We start from the raw sequence: 13,243 nt of genomic DNA, 5'->3' as shown, positions 1-13,243 counted from the left end.
CGCGGCGCGCCGTGATCGACATCGCAAGCGGAAATGAACGTTCGGGCGCGACCTTCACCCCCGAGGGTGATGCCAACTCAGGGTTGATGACATATATTGAAAACTTCGCCGCTTCGGAGCACCATGCAGGCGGGGGCGTATGCGAGGGAACGATGGTGAGAAAAGAAGGGCCGACCCAACCGGGCCTTTGCAAGCATTGGGGAATAAAAATCATTTGCACGTTGAGTGCCAGCCTTGTCGCGCTCGGCACGGCAATGGCGGAGCCGCGATGGCAGGCGCTGCCGGACACGCCCGAACTTCCCGCCGGGGGCCACGAGGGAGAGGCACCGATCAACGGCGTCAAGATCTGGTATGCCGTCTATGGCAGCGGCGATCCCGTCATCATGCTCCACGGCGGGCTCGGCAATTCCAACTATTGGGGCAACCAGATTCCCGCGCTCGCCGGATCCTACCAGGTCATCGTCGTGGACAGCCGCGGCCACGGGCGCAGCACCCGCGATGGCCAGCCGTACAGCTACGACCTCATGGCATCCGACGTCGTGGCGCTGATGGATTTCCTCAAGCTGCCGAAGGCCGCCATTATTGGTTGGAGCGACGGCGCTATCATTGGCCTCAAGCTTGCGATCGACAAACCTGCACGCGTCCGCAAGCTCTTCGCCTTCGCGCCGAACAGTAAGCCATCGGGTCTCGCCGATCTATCCAAGAGCAAGACTTTCAAAGAGTATGAGCTTAGGACAGAGCGCGAGTACGAAAAACTGTCTGCCACACCGGACGGATACAAGGACTTCTACGCCGAGCTGAACAAGATGTGGACATCGCAACCAGACCTCACGGCAGAGGCTCTGGGCAGTATTCGCGTTCCCGTCTGGGTGGTCGATGGCGACCATGACGACGTCGTCACGCGCGAGGACACGCTGTTCATCGCGAACCATATTCCATGGTCCGGCCTGCTGATCCAACCGGAGGTCGGCCATTTCTCGCTGATCCAGGATCCAGACCGGTTCAGCGACGACATCCTGCACTTCCTGCAGCGGGATTGAGCGCGAGAACGGGATCGCAACGCTCGAATAACAGGCGCGCCGCGTCCCTGATGCGGGTCTTCGGGCCGATGCTTTTGAGGTTGCGGGGGCTGGCCGCGCCGGCCCGTCTGCGTAGCGACGAAGCGGTCCGACCTCTCCTTGATCCTGGCTCACATCCGGCCCGCACCGAATGCCTCTCCCCGCGAGCGGGAAGAGGGATTGTAAGCGGTGAGGCTCATGCGCCGGGGCGTCATTCCTCGATCCGGAAGCCCACCTTCATCACCACCTGGTAATGCGCGACCTTGCCATTCGCGATCTGCCCGCGAATTTCGGATACCTCGAACCAGTCGAGATTGCGCATGGTCCTGGAGGCGCGGTCGATGGCCGCTTCGATGGCCTCGTTGATCGAGACCGGCGAACTTCCGATCAGCTCTACCTTCTTATAGATATGCCCGCTCACGGTTTCCTCCTGAAGGGTTGTGGCGGCGATTGCCATCGCCGCTGGCAACGATGATGCCCCCGTTGCGCGTGAACCGCCAGCGCGATGGCGGGAAATCTGCGCTACCCGCCGGTCGGCTTGCCGGCGAAATCCCTGTTCCGTCGGCATGAACGCCCTATCTTATGACCCGGGAGGACCGCGCCGGACGCCCTCCTCATGCCGCGTGAAAGGAGCCCGCCATGCTGCCGACCCGACGTTCGCTGTTGACCGCCTTTCTGGCGCTGCCGACCCTGCCTGTCGCCGGCCGCGCCGCTGCCCAGTTTCTGCCGCCGACGCCCGCCTGCGGCGACGAACACGACCTGACGCTCGCCCGAACGGCGGGCCCGTTCTACAAGCCCGAGGCACCGCTGAGGCACGAGCTTGCCGGCGACGCCCCGAACGGCGAACGCATCACCCTCGCCGGCTACGTGCTCGATGCCCGCTGCCGGCCGGTCGCCGACAGTCTCGTCGAGATCTGGCACGCGGACGAAACCGGCGCCTATGACAACGACGGCTTCCGCCTGCGCGGCCACCAGATGACCGACGAGCGCGGCCGCTGGTGGTTCGCCACCGTCGTCCCGGCGCTCTATCCCGGCCGCACCCGTCATTACCACTTCAGGGTGCGCCGTCCGGGCGCCGCGATCCTGACGACCCAGCTCTTCTTTCCGAATGAGCCCGAGAACGACCGCGATCGCCTTTATGCGCCGGAATTGCTGCTCGACATCCGGCCGACCGCGGACGGAAAATTCGGCCGCTTCGATTTCGTCGTCTGAGGGCGCGTCGGCCGAACATGTCCCCGCGAAACGACGCGGCGGACTGCGCCCGCCGAGAGACAGGGCGCGCCGGCAACGGCTACCAGGGCCGCCAGCCGCTCGCCCAGTAGCGCTCCTTGAGTTCGTTCAGCCGGTCCTCGATGTCGGAGATCATGTCCTCGGCGCGCGAGGAGCGACGGCCGTACCAATAGGGGCGGCCGGTGCTCGCAAGGATGAGACCCATGAGGCCGACCACGGCCAGCACCGCCCAGGCAGGATGCTCGCGTGCCATCTCCCCGGCCCTGCGGCCCGTGTCCCTGACCGTGCCGACGATAGCCTTCCCCGAGGAGTAGCCGAGATCCGACAGCATTTCCGTCAGGCTGTTGACCTGCTCACGCAACGACCGGACTTGTTCTTCGAGGTCCGCCTGGTAGGGAGTACCGACCGTACCCTTCCTCGTGTCGACGACACCGCGCGGTATGGTTGAGCCAATTGTCTTTTCCTGTGCCATGGCCTGATCCTCCTTCGTCTCGAACAAAAACGACCGTCGGGACGTCGGAGTTCCCTGCGTGCTGCAACAGTGCTTGACGCAGGCTCTGCCGCCGCGCACCCGTCACACGAAATGAAATGTCGGGAATGGCCGCTCTGCGGCGTCCAACTTGCCGATGTTCGTGGCAGATTCCCGATGACAATGGAGAAAGGCAATGGGCGCGCCCCTTCAGCACATCGCAACGAATTCCCCTCTCCCGGCCGAGGCCGAGGCCGATGCCGTCGTCATCGGCGGCGGGATCGTCGGCGTCTTTGCCGCCTATTATCTCGCGCAACAGGGCTTGAGCGTCGCGCTCGTCGAGAAGGGACGGATCGGCGCCGAACAGTCGAGCCGCAACTGGGGCTGGTGCCGCCAGCAGAACCGCGATGCACGCGAACTGCCGATGGCCACCAAGAGCCTCGACCTCTGGGAACGCTTCGGCGCGGAAAGCGGCGAGGACACGGGCTTTCGCAGCTGCGGGCACTTCTATCTCAGCAATGACGAGGCGGAGCTTGCCGGCTGGGCGGCCTGGCGCGACTTCGCCCGCGGCGCCGGCGTGACGACGCACATGCTTTCCGCCGAAGAGGCGTCGGCACGCGGCGCTGCCACCGGCAAGAACTGGAGAGGCGGCGTCTTTTCTCCCTCCGACGGTACCGCCGATCCGGCCCGCGCCGCGCCCGCCGTCGCGCGCGCCCTCACGGCTCTCGGCGGCAGCGTCCATCAGAACTGCGCCGCCCGCGGCCTCGAACTCGAAGCGGGGCGCGTCGCCGGCGTCGTCACGGAAAAGGGGACGATCCGCACGAGGATCGCTATCATGTCGGGCGGCGCCTGGGCGTCGGCCTTCTGCCGCCAGCTCGGCATCCGCTTTCCGCAGGCCGCCGTCCGCGCCTCCATCCTCTCCGTCGCTCCCGGTATCGGCGGCCTGCCGGATGCCCTGCACACGGCGCCGGTCTCGGTGACGCGACGCGGCGACGGCGGCTATACGCTGGCGATCAGCGGCCGCGGCGCGCTCGATCCGACGCCGCAGACGTTACGGTTCTGGCGCGAATTCCTGCCGATGTTCGCGCGGCGCTGGCGGAACCTCGCGCCGGGTACGCTCCAGGGCTGGTGTGCCGGACATGAGACGCTCGAGCGCTGGCGGCTCGACCGGCCGACTCCGATGGAGCGCAACCGTATCCTCGATCCGCGCCCGAACGAGCGCCAGGTCGCCGAGACCTACCAGCGCGCCTGCGAGCTCCTGCCGGCGCTCGCCAGGGCGCCCATCCAGGCACGCTGGGCCGGCTACATCGACAGCACGCCGGATGGCGTTCCTGCGATCGGCGAGGTCGAAACCATCCCCGGCTTCATCCTTGCCGCCGGCTTTTCCGGCCACGGCTTCGGCATCGGCCCCGGCGCCGGACGTCTCATCGCCGACCTCGTCACCGCCGCCGAACCCCTGGTCGATCCCCGCCCCTACGATCCGCAGCGCTTCCGCGCTTCCGCCTGGGGCAAGGTCGCCGATTTCTGAGGTCTCACGCGCCGGTTGCGACATCGAGCGGAAAGCCCTTGAACGGCTTGACTTCGGTCAGGACGAACATCGTCTGCATTTCCTTGATGCGCGGCAGACGGCGCAGGATCGACATGGCGAAACGCGCATAGGTGTCGAGATCCGGCGAAACGACCTGCATCAGGAAGTCCGCGTCGCCGGCGATGCTGTAGCAGGCGACCACCTCCTTGAGCTTCGAGACGTCCGCGGAGAACGCCTCCGCTTCCGCTTCGCTGTGGCTGTCGATCTTCACCTTTATGAAGGCCAGCACACCGAGACCGATCCGCCGCCTGTCCAGCACCGCCGTGTAGCCGCTTATGACGCCGCTCTCCTCCAACTGACGAACCCGCCGCCAGCAGGGCGATGTCGAAAGGCCCACTTCGGCGGAGAGCGCCTGATTGGTCAGGCGGCCATCGTCCTGCAGGGCGCTCAGAATTCGTATGTCGATCGGCTCGAGTAGCTCGGGCATATCCTACCTGCATTACATTGCTGATGGGTAGCTTCTACCAAACCAGACACGAACAAAGCAATGATAGGTAGGAAATTTCCGGCGATGGCGGCTATCCTGCCTCGGCTCTAACCAACGCCGAAGGCCGCCATGCACGAAGATCTCCGCCTCGCCATCATCGTCAATCCCGAACTGCCGCTCGGGCTCATCGCCAACACGGCCGGCGCGGTCGGCCTCGGCGCGAGGCTGCCGGCGCTCGCCGGGCGAAAGCTCACCGACAGCAGGGCGCGCACCATCGACATCAGCGCGAACCGGCCGGTGCCGATCCTGCAGGCGGATGCGCCGGGCCTTCGCGCCCTGATCCTCAAGGCGCTGCCCGGTGACGAAAGCCGCGCGATCGTGCCCTTTCCCGCCTTCGCGCGGTCCCTTCATGCCTATGCCGACTACGAGGCGACCTTTCCCGACCGGGATCTTGCGGAAGAAGAGATCGACGGATTGGGCATCGCCGGCCCGTCGAAATGGGTGAGGTCGCTCACCGGCTCGCTGAAGCTGCTGCGGTAAAAAACCCGCGGCATCTGGCGGCGTACGCGCTGCGGGCGTCAGGTCTCATCGGACCCGCGGCGCTGTAGCGCTCGAACTGCTGCGGCAGCCCCGTCACTGGCCGTTGGCGTGCGCTCCGTGCGCGCTGACGATCGCCTGCGCTTCCTTGCCGTAGAGCTCCTCGAAGTGGTCGAAGGTCCTGGAAAAGTAGCCGATGCCCTGCGTTGCGGAGCGGAGCGACCGCGCCAGTTCCTCGAGTGCGGCTCCGGGGATCAGGGCCCGGAAGATGTCCCAACCCTTCGCCGCCTCGTCGCGGTCGAAGCCCAGGACCTGGCCCTTGAGCGAGGCCACGATCGGCACCAGCCCGCCGGAATAGATCGACGGCACGTGGATCTCCACCCGGAAGATCGGCTGCATCAGCACGGCCGCCGCCTGCGACAGCGCTTGGCGCACGCCGAGCTTCCCGGCCGTGCGGAAAGCATATTCGGAACTGTCGACCGAGTGGTGCTGGCCGTCGTGCAGATGCACGCCGACATCGATGACGTGGAAGCCGAGCGGCCCCTTTTCCATCGCCTCGCGCGCGCCCGCCTCGACCGCCGGAATGAAGTTGCGCGGCACCGCGCCGCCCTTGACGGTCTCGGCGAAGGAGAAGCCCTCGCCGCGGCCGTTGGGGTGAACGCTGAGCTTGACGTCCGCGAACTGGCCGGCGCCGCCGGTCTGCTTGCGGTGGCGGTAATGCACCTCAGAGGTTTTCGAGATCGTCTCGCGGTAGATCGCGCTCGGGGGCCGATCGCTGACCTCGACATGAAAGACGTCGGCGAGGGTCCGGCAAAGCTCGCGCAGGTGCATGGGCCCCTGGGCGCAAACGAGCTGGGCGCCGGTGCCTTCCTCCTGCATGACCTTGAGACCACGATCCGTTTCGGAGAGCTTCCCCAGTGTCTCCGAAAGCTTGGTTTCGTCGCGCTCGCTCGCGGGCACCAATATCCGCTCGAGCATCGGGGTCGGCGGCGTCGTCCACTCCGGCGGACCGACCACCGCGCCGGAGGTGAGCAGCGCCGGCACGGACAGATGGTCGGATTTGACGGCGGCGAAGACCTGCCCCGCCTCTGTGACGCCCGAGGCGATGGCGCGGCCAGTCGCGGGATCCTGCACCGACCCGAGCCCGGCACCGCCAAGCGCGGCCCCCTGCTTGACGCCGTTCTGCAGCGCGCGGGCAAGGACCGTCTTGCCGACGCTCTGGCGGAAATGGGCGTGGAAGCTGACCGCGGCGAGCGTCGCCTCATCGATCCCCGCGCCGGCCGCAAGCCGCTTTCGCAAGGCATCGGCGTGCGGCGCTTCATGGCGCAGCGCCTTCATCAGCCGCATGACGCCGTTGCTGTGGCTGGCGGCGCCGAGCAGCACCGGAATGATCTTGTTCTCGCTCAGGACCCGCGTCGAAATCGTGTAGATCGCATCGCTCGTCGGCTCGCGATCCTCAATGAGTTCTTCGAGCAGCCAGTCGTCGAATTCGGAAAGATGCTCCAGGAGCTCGGCGCGCGCCTCATGTTCACGCTCCACCGTGCTTTCGGGAATCTCGAACAGGGAGGAAGGCTGGCCCTCGCGATAGCGCCAGGCGCGCTCGGAGATCAGGTCGCAACTGCCGATGATCCTGTCGCCCTCGCGGATGGGAATCTGCCTGAGGACGAGCGGCCGGCTGCAATAGTCCTGGAGCGCCGCGACCACGTCCCTGATCCGTCCGCGCGGCTCGTCCATGCGGTTGATGAAAAGGATGCAGGGCGTCGCGGACGCCTCGATCGCGCGCAAATAGGGGGCGGCAAGCACGGCCTCGTCGACCACCGCCGAAACGCAGAGCACGCAGGCGTCGCTCGCCAGCAACGCGTTCTGCGCATGCGGCAAGGCTTCGTTGTTGCCCGGAACGTCGAGCGCGCACCACGCCTCACCGCCGAACTCGAATTCGGTGACTCCCAAGCCATATGGAGAAACTGATTTTTTCGGCTCGCCTTCCAGCGAGCCCAACCTTTCCACGAGCGTGGATTTTCCGATCTGCGAAGGACCAAGTACAGTAAAACAGCGCATCGGCGTTCCTCCCTCTGCCTGGATGACACTGAGGACAGGATGCCCCTCGCCGACGCAAAGCGCCAGAGATTGCTGCATTTTTTGTTGGAGCAACGGGGCTTTTACGCGCTCATGCGCCCCTCATCCCGCTGCCGCGACCTTCTATCCCGCGAGCGGGGAGAGGGCTAGGGTCAGGGGCAATTGCAGCGTTCTAACCGGCCGCACTCGGTGCGAACTCGGCGATGAGCTCGTGGCGGTCGCCGGGATAGGTGAGCCGGACGCTCGTCACCGGCGCGCCGCCGCTCCAGGTCCGCCGCTCGATGACGAGGCAGGCGGCGCCGGTGGCGATCCCGAGCGCCTGGCCCGCCTGGCGGCTTGCCGCCACGGCCCGGATGCGATGCTCCGCCGTGCTCCAGGGCACCTTGCCGAGCAGCCATGATCCCGGCGCGACGGCATCGAAGCTCTCCGCCTCGGCCTCGGGTACCGCCGAAAGATTGATCAGCCGTTCCTCGAGGCAGAAGACGAGGCCGCCGGCAAAGTGCCGGCAGGTGAGATCGAGAAGCAAGGACGACGCCGGCAGGTCGATGCGCCCGGAATCGCCGGAATTCATCTTGCGCACGCTGCGCTCGTCTAGGCGGTAGGCATAATCGAGGCCGAGCGACTGCACCTCGCGCTTGACGTCGTGGATCTCCATCACCGCCGACTGCACCTGCGGAAAGCTGACATAGCTGCCGGACTTGCGCCGCCGCTCGATCAGCCCGCGCTTGACGAGGTCGGTCAGCGCCTTGTTCACCGTCATGCGCGAGCAGCGATATTGCTCCGTCAGCTCATGCTCGAAGGGAATGCGGTAACCCGGCGGCCAATCGCCCGACAGGATATGTCCCTCCACGTCGCTCAGGATTCGCTGATGCAACGACAGGGGCTGCGCCTCAGGCTGTGTGTGGCGGTTTTCCTCGTTGGAGGGACGATTGCTGGAAATGGCGGGATCCTCGCTCTGACCAATCCTTTAACTTACCTAATTCCTATCCCCGCGACAGCCCTCGCGCCCGCGCCCCGCGATTTTCCAAGATCGACTCTGATTTCGCAAACATGCAGCAGCGCCGGCGAACGCTTGGGAGGGGTGGCTATCTCGACAGGCGCTTCTCGTCATCGATCAAGGTCAGCCGGCATGGGGCCGCATCGCCCCAACGCCACAGCACGAGATTGATGTCATCCGCGGCCGCTCCCGGCGCGAAGCTCCTGACGATCAGGCCGTGATGGCCGGCGGCGATCAGCCGCCGGGCAAAGGCCTGCGTCGCGGCCTCGCCCCTGGCGGCCTTCATCTGGTCGCGCCAGCCGGCGTCCGCGAGCGCCGCCGGGTCCATGCCCTCGGCGGCAAGGGCCGCCTCGTCGCGGCCATCGAAGACACGCTCGATCGCGGCATCGTAGCAGACGAGCGTCGTCGGCTGCAGGGTTCCCACCTGGTTCGCTTCCCTGAGCGCGGCCATCACCGAGAGCGAGCAATAGAGCGCCGGCACGCCCTTCGGATTGAAGCGGCCGCCATAGAGCTCGGCGCCGCGGCCCGAGAGCGGCTCGCGTGCGTAGATGGGGTTGAGCGCACGATAGAGCTTTCCGTCATAGCGGATCGCCACGGTCAGGCGTGGACGCCGGCGTCGACCGCGTCGACATAGTCGAGCACCTCTTCGGCCCGGCCGCAGCGGACAAGCTGCATTGCCGTCTGGCCGGAAAAGCCGGGCAGCGGTTCGGACCGGTACCAGGCATAGGCGATCAAGGCCGAACCGAAGCGGGGCTCGACCTTGTTGACGACCTCGATCATCTCGCGCAGGCGCCGTTGCGTCTTGTCGGACCGCACGCGATCCTTCCGCTGCACCGCATCCTTGCCGAGACCGGCCGTGCGGGCGACCTCCTCGCTGGTCGTCCGAAAGGCCTCGGCGATCTTGCGCGGGGTGAAAATTCCGTTCTCTGCGTATTGGACGAGACCCATGATGCCCACCTGCCGATGATATAGACGCAATATAGCGTCAGGTATAGCGGGGTTCAAGCGGGATATCAGGCGAGACGCGCGGCGTGGCGTTGGGATCGCTGTCGGGATCAACGTGAAGGTACCAGCACGCCGCGATCTGCAATCACGGGAAGTGGCGGCGATCTTCCCTTGAGAGTAAACTGAAGCTGGGGGGACCTCCGATGCGCCGTCTGCTCGCTGCCGTCGCCATCTTGTTCGCGCTTCAATGCCAAGCCCAAGCGGAAGTTCTGATCGGGGTCGCTGGACCGATGACCGGAAAGCTCGCCTGGACCGGCACGCAGTTGAGGCGCGGCGCGGAGATGGCCGTGGCAGAGATCAATGGCGCCGGCGGCGTCCTCGGCCAGCAGGTTCGGCTGGTCGTCGCGGACGATTATTGTGATCCCGAGCAGGCGGTTGCCGCGGCCAGGAAGCTCGTCTCCGACGGCGCGGTTTTCGTCATCGGGCATTATTGCTCCGGCGCCTCGATCCCGGCCTCCGAAATCTATGAGGAGGCGGGGGTGCTGCAGATCTCGCCGTCGTCCACCAACCCGAAGCTGACCGAACAGGGGCGCGCCAACGTCTTCCGCGTCTGCAGCCGCGACGATGCCCAGGGCGTCAAGGCCGGCAACTACCTGGCCGACCACTGGGGCGACAAGAGGATCGCCGTCCTTCACGACGGCACGACCTACGGCAAGGGTCTCGCCGACGAAACGAAAAAGCAGTTGAACCGGCGCGGGGTGAGCGAAGCGATCTACCGGAGCTACGCACCGGGGAAGGACGACTATTCGGCCGAGATCGCGGCCTTGCAGGCGACGGGCATCGCGGTGCTCTATCTGGGCGGCTACCATACGGAAGCGGCGCTCATGGTTCGCGCCGCCCGCGACCGGGCCTATCCGGTCCAGATGATCTCCGGCGACGATACCGCAACCGAGGAATTCGGCCTGATCGCCGGTCCCGCGGCAGAGGGCACGCTCTTCACCTTTGTCGCCGACCCGCGTCGCAATGCCGAGGCGGCGGGGGTCGTCGAGCGCTTCCGCGCCGACAATTTCGAGCCGGATTCCTGGACGCTGCACAGCTACGGCGCCGCCGAGGTCTGGGCACAGGCGGTAGGCAAGGCCGGCTCACTGGAGCTCGAGCGCGTGATTGCGGCGCTGCGGCAAAATCAGTTCGACACGGTGTTGGGCCGGATCGACTTCGACGAGAAGGGCGATCTCACCGTTCAGAACTGGGTGTGGTACGTTTGGAAGGCTGGCGAGTACGTGCCGATGAAGTGATCCGGTGCTCACCGCGGCGGCTCGCCCTTGAGAAGAACTGTGCGGACCATGTTGACTGCATCGGCCGGGCCGAGGGGTTGTCGCGATGTTTGAGCGTCTCGGCATTCGCGGGCGGCTGCTCATCGCCTTCTTCGGGATCAGCGCCTTCGCCGTGCTCGCGACCGCAGGCGCCTTGTACGCCTTCCTCCAGCTCAGCCAGGTGCTCGAACGGGTGACAGAGCGCCGGGTGCCATCCGCAACCGCCTCGCTCGAACTCTCCCGCCATGCCGAGCGCGTCGCGGCCACGGCCCCCGCCGTCCTTGCTTCGACCAGCAAGGCGCAGCACAGCGAGGTCTCGGCCGCGATCAGGAGCGAGATGGCGCGTCTGGAAGAACTGCTGGCGGCCTTGAAAGGCGCGACGCTGAGTTCCGCCATCGTCGCCGAAATCGAAGATGCGGCGGTCGGTCTCCGGCGCAACCTCAACGCCCTCGATGGCCTTGTGGCCGCCCGCCTCGCCGCGGCTGCCCGCAAGGACGAGCTCATACGACGCTTGTCGGCCACCACCAGCGCCAGCCAGCGGCTCGTCGCGCCCGCTATTCTCGTGATGAGCTCCAAGGTACCCCGCTGGCGCGCGGCCACCGCCGATCCGACCGCGACGCCCGAGGCACGGACGGCGGCGACGACGGACCTGGCGCGGGCGATCGCCGCCTATTTCCCGCAGCAGGCCGCGCAGCGGGAGATCGCCGCGATCAACGACACGCTCCTGCAGGCGGCAGCCGCGCCAACGTCCGGCGACCTGGCCTTGCTTTCCTTTCCGTTGCGCCGCTCGGTCGAGGCGATCGAGGCGGTGACGCCCGAATTCGACGAGCAGTTGCGCGAGCGATTCCAGCAGCTCGTCGCCGAATTTAGGGCGCTGATCGACGGCGCGACAAGTATTCCAGCCGTGCGCAATGAAGAGCTTGCGGTGCTGGCCGAGGGCGAAAGGCTGGTGGCGGAGAACGAGCAGTTGTCGCGCAAGCTCACCCTTGCCGTCGACCGCCTCGTGGCGGCGGCCAACGCCGATATCGCCGCGGCGGGACGCGAAGCCGCTGCCGTTCGCAGCTTCGGAACCGGCATCGTCCTTGGCTCCGCACTTCTCAGTCTCCTGAGTTCAATCCTGATCGTCTGGCTCTATGTCGATCGCAATCTGCTGGCCCGTCTCGCAGGCCTCAGCCGCAGCATGCTCGCCATCGCCGCCGGCAATCTTCGCGTACCGCTGCCGGAGACCGGCACCGACGAGATCGGCCGCATGGCCAAAGCGCTCCACGTTTTCCGCGACACCGCGATCGAGGTCGAGGTGAAGAACCTGCGCGACGTCGCCGAAGCCCGCCAGCGCCTGATCGACGCGATCGAGAGCATTTCGGAGGGTTTCGCCCTTTACGACGGAGAAGACCGGCTCGTGCTCTGCAACAGCCGCTATCGCGAGATCCTTTATCCGGGGATGGATACGGCCCTCGTCTCCGGAACCCGGTTCGAGGAAATCATCCGCGCTGCGGCTGACCGCGGCCTGATAGAGGACGCCATCGGCCGGGAGGAACAATGGATCGCCGAGCGCGTCGCGGCGCATCTCAACCCGGCCGGGACCATCCTCCAGCAACGCGGCCCCGATCGCTGGATCCAGATCAGCGAGCGGCGGATTTCGGGTGGCGGCACGGTTGCCGTCTATTCGGACATCACCGAGCTGAAGCGTCGCGAGCAGGATCTCTCCGAGAAAACCACGGCGCTCGAGACGCTCTCCGCCAAGCTTGCCAAATATCTCGCGCCGCAGGTCTACAGTTCGATCTTCAGCGGCCGGCAGGACGTCAGGATCGAAAGCCAGCGAAAGAAGCTGACGATCTGCTTCTCCGATATCGCGGCATTCACTGAGACGACCGACAAGATGGAGTCCGAGGAACTGACCCAGCTCCTCAACCAGTACCTGACGGAAATGTCGAAGATCGCGCTCGCCTTCGGCGCCACCGTCGACAAGTATGTCGGCGACGCCATCTTGATGTTCTTCGGCGACCCCGAAACCCGCGGCGTAAGGGAGGATGCCGTCGCCTGCGTTTCCATGGCGCTTGCCATGCAGAAGCGAATGGACGAGCTCGGCGACGCCTGGCGCGGCATTGGCATCGAGACCCCGCTGCGTTGCCGGATCGGCATTCATACCGACTACTGCACGGTCGGCAATTTCGGCAGTGAAGACCGGATGGATTACACGATCATCGGCGGCGCCGTAAATCTTGCTGCACGCCTCGAGCGGGAGGCCGCGCCCGGGACCGTGCTCATCTCCTACGAGACCTTCGCGCAGGTGAAGGACCTGATCCACTGCGAGGAAATGGGCCGCATCCGTGTCCGGGGAATCGCCTATCCCGTCGCCACCTATCGGGTCGTCGACTTCACGGCAAACCTCACTCCGAACTGCGAGGCGATTCGGACGGAGCTGCCGCACCTGAAACTGGAGGCGGAGCCCGAACTCATGTCGACCGGCGAGCGCGAAGAGGCGGTTGCCGCCCTTCGCCAGACACTCGACCGGCTTTGCCGCTAGCAGGCTGCTGAAAATCGTGTTGCGTTACCGCAAGCCATCGCGGTGGGTGCGATTTTTTGACGGATTTCGGCAGGAT

The 13,243-nt window shown here is 65.9% G+C and carries 13 protein-coding genes; 6 read left to right on the top strand and 7 right to left on the bottom strand.

Annotated elements, in window-relative coordinates; genetic code table 11:
• The first annotated feature begins 11 nt into the window (after nt 1-11).
• On the top strand, nt 12-1,040 hold the full coding sequence (locus ATB98_RS01510; protein ID WP_234781838.1) for an alpha/beta fold hydrolase: 1,029 nt from the start codon (nt 12-14) through the stop codon (nt 1,038-1,040).
• A 229-nt stretch (nt 1,041-1,269) separates the two neighbouring features.
• On the opposite strand, the gene ATB98_RS01505 is transcribed toward ATB98_RS01510, so the two are convergent.
• The gene (locus ATB98_RS01505) at nt 1,270-1,479 is read right to left on the bottom strand and encodes a dodecin (RefSeq protein ID WP_066868236.1); all 210 of its coding nucleotides are present in this window, start codon (nt 1,477-1,479) and stop codon (nt 1,270-1,272) included.
• Between the two features lie 218 nt (nt 1,480-1,697).
• Between ATB98_RS01505 and ATB98_RS01500 the strand changes: the two genes are divergently transcribed.
• The gene (locus ATB98_RS01500; protein WP_066868202.1) at nt 1,698-2,270 is read left to right on the top strand and encodes a dioxygenase family protein; all 573 of its coding nucleotides are present in this window, start codon (nt 1,698-1,700) and stop codon (nt 2,268-2,270) included.
• Between the two features lie 79 nt (nt 2,271-2,349).
• Here ATB98_RS01500 and ATB98_RS01495 read toward each other — a convergent pair whose 3' ends face one another.
• Entirely contained in the window at nt 2,350-2,760 is a 411-nt protein-coding gene (locus ATB98_RS01495; RefSeq protein ID WP_066868234.1) for a hypothetical protein, read from the bottom strand.
• Nucleotides 2,761-2,953: 193 nt separating this feature from the next.
• Between ATB98_RS01495 and ATB98_RS01490 the strand changes: the two genes are divergently transcribed.
• Nucleotides 2,954-4,285 (top strand): NAD(P)/FAD-dependent oxidoreductase, encoded by a 1,332-nt coding sequence (locus ATB98_RS01490; RefSeq protein ID WP_066868201.1) that lies wholly within the window; start codon nt 2,954-2,956, stop codon nt 4,283-4,285.
• 4 nt (nt 4,286-4,289) lie between these two features.
• Here ATB98_RS01490 and ATB98_RS01485 read toward each other — a convergent pair whose 3' ends face one another.
• Nucleotides 4,290-4,772, bottom strand: a complete 483-nt coding sequence (locus ATB98_RS01485) for an Lrp/AsnC family transcriptional regulator (RefSeq protein ID WP_066868200.1) — start codon at nt 4,770-4,772, stop codon at nt 4,290-4,292.
• Nucleotides 4,773-4,901: 129 nt separating this feature from the next.
• Here ATB98_RS01485 and ATB98_RS01480 point away from each other — a divergent pair, with 129 nt between their 5' ends.
• The gene (locus ATB98_RS01480) at nt 4,902-5,312 is read left to right on the top strand and encodes a DUF2000 domain-containing protein (protein WP_066868199.1); all 411 of its coding nucleotides are present in this window, start codon (nt 4,902-4,904) and stop codon (nt 5,310-5,312) included.
• Between the two features lie 93 nt (nt 5,313-5,405).
• On the opposite strand, the gene ATB98_RS01475 is transcribed toward ATB98_RS01480, so the two are convergent.
• The 4 genes from ATB98_RS01475 to ATB98_RS01460 all read right to left on the bottom strand — a co-directional run bounded on the left by ATB98_RS01475 (nt 5,406) and on the right by ATB98_RS01460 (nt 9,330).
• Nucleotides 5,406-7,367: an elongation factor G gene (locus tag ATB98_RS01475; RefSeq protein ID WP_066868198.1), complete on the bottom strand. Its 1,962-nt coding sequence runs from the start codon at nt 7,365-7,367 to the stop codon at nt 5,406-5,408.
• A 190-nt stretch (nt 7,368-7,557) separates the two neighbouring features.
• Entirely contained in the window at nt 7,558-8,265 is a 708-nt protein-coding gene (gene hutC / locus ATB98_RS01470) for a histidine utilization repressor (protein WP_084435193.1), read from the bottom strand.
• Nucleotides 8,266-8,470: 205 nt separating this feature from the next.
• Entirely contained in the window at nt 8,471-8,971 is a 501-nt protein-coding gene (locus tag ATB98_RS01465) for an RES family NAD+ phosphorylase (RefSeq protein WP_066868230.1), read from the bottom strand.
• Between the two features lie 8 nt (nt 8,972-8,979).
• Nucleotides 8,980-9,330, bottom strand: a complete 351-nt coding sequence (locus ATB98_RS01460; protein ID WP_066868197.1) for an antitoxin Xre/MbcA/ParS toxin-binding domain-containing protein — start codon at nt 9,328-9,330, stop codon at nt 8,980-8,982.
• 200 nt (nt 9,331-9,530) lie between these two features.
• On the opposite strand from ATB98_RS01460, the gene ATB98_RS01455 reads away from it, so the two are divergent.
• Both ATB98_RS01455 and ATB98_RS01450 read left to right on the top strand, forming a co-directional pair.
• Nucleotides 9,531-10,622: a branched-chain amino acid ABC transporter substrate-binding protein gene (locus ATB98_RS01455; protein WP_066868195.1), complete on the top strand. Its 1,092-nt coding sequence runs from the start codon at nt 9,531-9,533 to the stop codon at nt 10,620-10,622.
• Between the two features lie 85 nt (nt 10,623-10,707).
• A complete protein-coding gene (locus ATB98_RS01450; RefSeq protein ID WP_066868193.1) occupies nt 10,708-13,167 on the top strand; it encodes an adenylate/guanylate cyclase domain-containing protein in 2,460 nt (819 codons plus the stop codon).
• Nucleotides 13,168-13,243: the final 76 nt, after the last annotated feature.

This window comes from Sinorhizobium saheli (genome assembly GCF_001651875.1).
In the GTDB taxonomy this organism is placed as follows: domain Bacteria; phylum Pseudomonadota; class Alphaproteobacteria; order Rhizobiales; family Rhizobiaceae; genus Sinorhizobium; species Sinorhizobium saheli.
The sequence above is the reverse complement of the archived record's forward strand: the minus strand, read 5'-3'. Positions and strand labels throughout refer to the sequence as shown.

Bases quoted from the DNA above. Each gene is read 5' to 3' on its own strand.
- ATB98_RS01480 (WP_066868199.1), top strand. From the start codon at position 4,902: ATGCACGAAGATCTCCGCCTCGCCATCATCGTCAATCCCGAACTGCCG.
- ATB98_RS01475 (WP_066868198.1), bottom strand. From the start codon at position 7,367: ATGCGCTGTTTTACTGTACTTGGTCCTTCGCAGATCGGAAAATCCACG.
- ATB98_RS01450 (WP_066868193.1), top strand. From the start codon at position 10,708: ATGTTTGAGCGTCTCGGCATTCGCGGGCGGCTGCTCATCGCCTTCTTC.
- ATB98_RS01460 (WP_066868197.1), bottom strand. From the start codon at position 9,330: ATGGGTCTCGTCCAATACGCAGAGAACGGAATTTTCACCCCGCGCAAG.
- ATB98_RS01495 (WP_066868234.1), bottom strand. From the start codon at position 2,760: ATGGCACAGGAAAAGACAATTGGCTCAACCATACCGCGCGGTGTCGTC.
- ATB98_RS01500 (WP_066868202.1), top strand. From the start codon at position 1,698: ATGCTGCCGACCCGACGTTCGCTGTTGACCGCCTTTCTGGCGCTGCCG.
- ATB98_RS01490 (WP_066868201.1), top strand. From the start codon at position 2,954: ATGGGCGCGCCCCTTCAGCACATCGCAACGAATTCCCCTCTCCCGGCC.
- ATB98_RS01485 (WP_066868200.1), bottom strand. From the start codon at position 4,772: ATGCCCGAGCTACTCGAGCCGATCGACATACGAATTCTGAGCGCCCTG.
- ATB98_RS01455 (WP_066868195.1), top strand. From the start codon at position 9,531: ATGCGCCGTCTGCTCGCTGCCGTCGCCATCTTGTTCGCGCTTCAATGC.